Origin of the sequence: Pseudomonas sp. OV226 (assembly GCF_003148705.1) — a bacterium.
Taxonomy (GTDB): Bacteria; Pseudomonadota; Gammaproteobacteria; order Pseudomonadales; family Pseudomonadaceae; genus Aquipseudomonas.
On sequence record NZ_QGGS01000034.1, the window covers coordinates 42,835 to 47,627 of the forward strand.

3 protein-coding genes are annotated in these 4,793 nt (G+C 51.4%); all 3 read left to right on the top strand.

All coding sequences use genetic code 11. The features are described from left to right. A partial coding sequence (locus C7534_RS32560; RefSeq protein ID WP_177412307.1) for a YadA family autotransporter adhesin occupies positions 1 to 1,348 on the top strand: 1,348 nt, incomplete at its 5' end. A gap of 67 nt (positions 1,349 to 1,415) precedes the next feature. Beyond that, positions 1,416 to 2,240, top strand: coding sequence for an OmpA family protein (locus C7534_RS30760; protein ID WP_109788092.1), 825 nt, complete (start codon positions 1,416 to 1,418; stop codon positions 2,238 to 2,240). A 1,391-nt stretch (positions 2,241 to 3,631) separates the two neighbouring features. Continuing rightward, positions 3,632 to 4,543 carry a TssA family type VI secretion system protein gene (locus C7534_RS30765; RefSeq protein ID WP_256594852.1) on the top strand — a complete coding sequence of 304 codons (912 nt, stop codon included), beginning with the start codon at positions 3,632 to 3,634 and terminating at the stop codon, positions 4,541 to 4,543. The last annotated feature ends 250 nt before the right edge of the window (positions 4,544 to 4,793 follow it).

Here is a 4,793-nt window from a genome sequence, read left to right on the forward strand (position 1 = left end):
TCCGACTGCCAACGGTGGTAACGGTGCGTTCAGCGCCAGCCATGGTGGTGCCGGTCCAAACAAAATTACCAATGTAGCCCCTGGCGATGTCAGTGCGAACAGTACGGACGTTGTAAACGGCTCCCAGTTGTTTGCGTTGGACAATCGAGTTACTGCTGTCGATGATCGCGTAACAAATATAGAAGGCTCTTTTACCAACATAAACAATGGCGCCGGTATTAAGTACTTCCATACAAATTCGACAGGTGTCGATTCAGTAGCCAATGGCGCCGATTCGACCGCGGTTGGCCCGAATGCCACTGCTTCAGCTTCGAGTTCAATCGCTATGGGTAATGGCGCTAATACTACTGGCAGCGGAGCTGTCGCTTTAGGCGAGGGGGCTTCTTCCAGTGCTGCTGGAAGTGTCGCATTAGGTCAGGGGGCCAGTGATGGTGGGCGAGGCATCGAAAACTACACCGGTAAATATTCAGGCGCCGATAATAATACAGTAGGTACCGTTTCCGTCGGTAATGCGATCACTGGTGCTACGCGCACCATCAGTAACGTAGCGGATGGCAAGGAAGCCACCGATGCTGTAAACCTGCGGCAACTTGACGGCGCTGTTGCCGAGTCGAAGCAATACACGGATGACTCGATCAGTCAGGTCAACACAACTGTAACGAACGTCGGTAGTCAGATAAAAAATATCGACAAGCGCGTTACAAAAACGGAAGGGGATATCACTCACTTGCAGAACGGTACGGATGGTATGTTCCAAGTGAACAACAGTAGCAACTTGCCAAAGCCTGACGCCTCCGGTAGCGATGCCGTCGCTGGTGGTGCTGGATCTCAAGCCTCTGGTTCCAACAGTACGGCATTAGGCTCTAAAGCCAAAGCTAAAGCTAATAACTCTGTCGCCTTGGGAGCTGGTTCAATTGCCGATCGTGAGAATAGTGTCTCGGTAGGAGCGGCAGGTAGTGAACGGCAAATCACTAATCTCGCGGCAGGTACGTCTTCAACGGATGCGGTGAATCTTGGTCAGTTGAATAGTGGCCTCGCCGACGCCACAAAAAACGCTAACGCATATACCGACTCGGCATACAGAGCGTTGCATAAAGATATTAAACAGTTGGATGATGATTTGAGTGCAGGCATCGCGGGTGCTATGGCCATGGCCGCACTCCCTCAACCTTATGCTCCAGGGGCCAGTATGACTTCTGGCGCACTCAGTACTTATCGTGGACAGTCCTCGATGGCATTAGGGGTGTCCCGAATTTCTGACAACGGACATTGGGTTGCGAAACTACAGGCCACGGCCAACACTCAGCGTGACGTGGGTGCTTCTGTAGGCGTCGGTTATCAGTGGTAAATAATTAGTAATTTACAAGCCCGTCGCGAGACGGGCCTTTGTTTAGAATCACGCTAGAGAATCAATTATGAATAATGCAAAAGACTTCAGTTGCTTGCGCGTCGCAGCAGTTATGTTTATGTCAGTCGCTCTGTCGGCTTGTGGCACCCGTACCGTCAGTGAAGTTGACTCTCATGGGATGACTGAAACACCCATATTTCCTTCTGTCGCTGATGCCAGTCGCTCCGAAGGCAGTTATGTAAACCTCGAAAATTTGCATAAAATCAACAAGCGCATGACAAAGGTCCAAGTTCAGGATCTGATAGGTCCTCCGCACTTTTCAGAGGGCATGTACAAGGTACAAGAATGGGATTACATTTTTAAATTTCGCCAGCCTGATGGTTTGCCAGACAAAATGTGTCAATTCAAAGTGCTATTTGACAGCGAACTGGTGACACAGTCTTTCTATTACTTGCCGCAGGATTGTTTGCAACCAGCCGTGAAGTCGCAGGGGGCGAAGCCGGAGCCGAAGCCGATGGCGGTTAAAACTGAAAAGCTAACACTGGCCGCTGACGCAACATTTGCATTCGGTAGCGCCCAGTTGAGTGCGAAAGGTGAAAGTGTTCTCTTGAAGTTGTTCGAGGGAATGAGGGAGTCGAATCTGCGAGAAATTCAGATTATTGGTTATTCTGACCGCATCGGCAGTCAACACGAAAATGAACAACTTTCCCTCAATAGAGCCGTTGCAGTTCGCTCCTATTTTATCCAGCAAGGCATCAATGCTAATTTAATCAGCGTGGACGGCCGTGGGTCTTCTGGTGCGGTAGTAACGTGTCCCGGCGTGAAAACCCCACAACTGATTGAGTGCCTGGCTCCCAACCGTAGGACCGTTGTGACTATCGTTTCCGAGTAAATTGCCATATGGCTCCCTTTCCTTTTCTGAGGTTTTATTCAATATTTGTGTCGTGTTGGAATGGTTTTGTTGATGCATATTGGGGGAAGGGAGCAGTATTATCGGTTGTGGTGAAAAGGTGAATGAAACGAGAGGGAAGTTTGCAGCATTATTACTCGATGTGTCGATGCTCGCTGGCAGCAATGAAGTGTCGTCAGCATTGGCGATACAAGGTAAATAACGAAGTTGATTATTGGGGGGGGGGCTCAGAAAGTGGATTTTAAGCTACTACTAGGACTTCCACATTGAGCGCAATAGTGATGCTGTGTTGCGCTTGCCGGATTGACGTAAGGAAGATGAAGGACTGCGGTACTACAAGCGGTCAACTTGCCACCGGAGGCTGCGCATTGCCATGGCATACCCAACTCTCGCGGGGGCAGTTAAGACCACTAAAGCAGCCTTCGGAACAGGAGATGGAGCTTTAACGTACGTTTCCGTTCCGTTGGACTTCAAACTCCTCTTTCGATGGTTCCGCCTTACAACCATCACTGCAAATCTTGCGCAGACATTGCAAATGCGTTTAGGGTGTCATTTCGCCCCCTGTCGGAATCGCCCCCCTTAACTCAACCGCCGCGCAACCAGTCAAGTGCCTCTTCTATCAAGCTTCAGCACGTCCATTGTGTCGAGTGGGAATTGGCGAAGAGATAAGCACAATGCGGCTTCGCCGCACGCATACTGCAATCACCCCGGCCTGTGCGCATCTCCATAGGCGCATTGATGAGCCGGATAGCGTCTATGCGGATCACTAAGCGTGGATGTAATACTTGCACTATGAAGTCATATACCAGAATCAGGCGCTTGATCCGAAACAATTCATATCTTGGTCGAGGGACAATTACTTGACTACTTCAGTGTGAAAATTACGGTGTCTTGCCCCAAGATACGCTAACTGGATCCTTTATTGTCTCAACTGAGTGGTGATTCACGCTGGTCGTGCGTCACGGCATGATTCTTACAACCGGACTTTTTTGCACGGGCGAATTAGGTGTTTGGCGCATTCGGTCTTTAACGTGGCGTAAGCGGGCGATATTCTTGCAGCGTAAACCGACATTCTAACTAACCGGTGTTGCGTGGAGGCTACGCGAGGGCTGCTCATGTTGTCGCTGACGAATTTTGACTATTTTAGTACGTAACCTTCGCTGCGCTGAGAAGGCTGGACTGCTTCGCAGGCTTCGCGCCAGTGCATTGGAGATTACAGCTTTCCGTGCCCTCAACACCATATTTAGTTAGTTAAAAAAAACTAAAACTGCTTGGATCAAAAAAGAATGTCGTCTAAGTGCCACGAGCTCAGGTCGTTTTTGGAACAGCTTATAACTCTCCTGAATGGGGCTGCACGGATCAAGCGTAGATAAATGTCCTATTCAAGCCAGCTATACACTTACTATCTCGAACTCGCGACGTCCGAAATTTTCACGCAGCAGTTCGCTGGGGAGGACGTTCGTTTTTTCAGTGAGTTCGAGGCATTGGAACACGAGCGGGCTAAAGCTCAATCCATGCCTGAAAGTGGAAAGACCGACTGGCTGAAAGTGCAGGAGGTCGGAGAGGCATTTGTGCGCAGCCAATCCAAGGATTTGCGGATGAGCGCCTGGTTGACTTGGGCGTTGTATCAGCGCGATTCTTTTTCGGGCTTGTTGGTCAGCTACGCGCTATTGCAGCACTTGTCCGACTCCCCCTTGGCGCGCATCCATCCGTCGAAACTGCGTACCCACACTGCCGCCATCGGATGGCTGGTGCCGTGCCTTGAACACGTGTTGAGCGAAAATGTCGTAATTAAGGAACAGTTGCCGCTTTTCCGCCGAGTGGTGGAACACCAAGAAGGGCTCGATGCAGTCTGCACCAAGCATTTAGGCGATGACGCACGACTGCTGTTGCTCATTGCTCTGCGTTTTGCGGTCCAGCGCGCCGCCGCCGATAACCAGCCGTCGCTCGGGCTAGCGGGGGCTGCTGCATTGGTTCAAGTCAAGCAAGTCGCCACACCGTTGTTCGCCGCCGACACACCGATCGACAGCGTAAAAGAAACCCACAAGGCGCTGCGCGCCCAGCAAGAGCGCGCACGGCCGTTGTGTGCCTGGTGGCTCAATCAGAAAGCCACCGAACTGCGCGCCTTGCGCCTTAACCGCACGTTATTGTGGTTGCCCCTCGACGCCACCCTGAGCGCAACGCCAAGCAAATCAACGTGCTGCGCGGTTTCCGCCAGACAAGCTCAAGGCCTAACAAGACCGTTTCGACCTGGACAAATACGCCGACCTATTGGTGGTACTTGAGCCGAACCTGGCGAAGGTGCCTTTCTGGTTCTATGGCCAGCGAATGGTCTGGGAATACTTTCAGACTGACCGCCTAGATAGCCATGCGCGAAATGGAAATCCACTTCGCGCTTTTGATTCAGCGCCTAGGCGCCCGATCTGGTGCTGGAAGTGCGGCATTTACTGCATAGCTGCTGCGAGTTGTTGCCGCAGAACCATGCCGTACGTGAACGCAAGGAAGAGATTTATCGCAGGCTGTGCCACCTCGATC